We start from the raw sequence: 646 nt of genomic DNA, 5'->3' as shown, positions 1-646 counted from the left end.
ATATATTTTAAAAGATGACAGCATAGAACAAAAACACCGTCCCCGTCACGACGGCCGTCTTCCCATGATTTTGTCAAAAGAGGAGATCAGCAAAATCTTTTCTTTAGAAAAAAATCCCAAACACCGTCTCTTGTTGATGCTTGTCTATTCGTCCGGTCTTCGCGTCAGCGAAGTTGTCGCTCTAAAAAAAGAACACATTGATTTATCCCGCAAAGTAATTTACATTCGTCTCGGCAAAGGCAGAAAAGACCGCAGTACTCTTCTTTCCGAAAAAGCCGCCCAATATATTGTTGAGTACTATAAAATTTTTAACATTGACAAATGGGTTTTCCCCGGCCAACCCGCATCAAAACATTTATCGATTCGTTCAGCCCAATGCATTTTTGACAAAGCCGTCCGCCGCGCCGCTATTCCCAAAGAAATCTCAATTCACGGTCTGCGCCACACTTTTGCCACTCACCTTTTAGAAAGCGGCACTGACATTCGCTATATTCAAGCTCTTTTAGGTCACGCTAATCTTCGTACAACAGAACGCTACGCTCACGTCGCTCGTCGCAATGTTTTGAACATAACGAGTCCACTTGACACGATACCGTGAATTACGGTATTAATACTTAACTTGCGTAATACTCCAGTTTTTCGCATT

The 646-nt window shown here is 42.6% G+C and carries 1 protein-coding gene; it reads left to right on the top strand.

Annotated elements, in window-relative coordinates; all coding sequences use genetic code 11:
- Positions 1-598 (top strand): tyrosine-type recombinase/integrase (locus ACYVRA_RS08045; RefSeq protein ID WP_461252213.1); only part of this gene is annotated, 598 nt, incomplete at its 5' end.
- Positions 599-646 lie beyond the last annotated feature (48 nt).

Source organism: Treponema sp. R8-4-B8, from assembly GCF_054786175.1.
The sequence above is the reverse complement of the archived record's forward strand: the minus strand, read 5'-3'. Positions and strand labels throughout refer to the sequence as shown.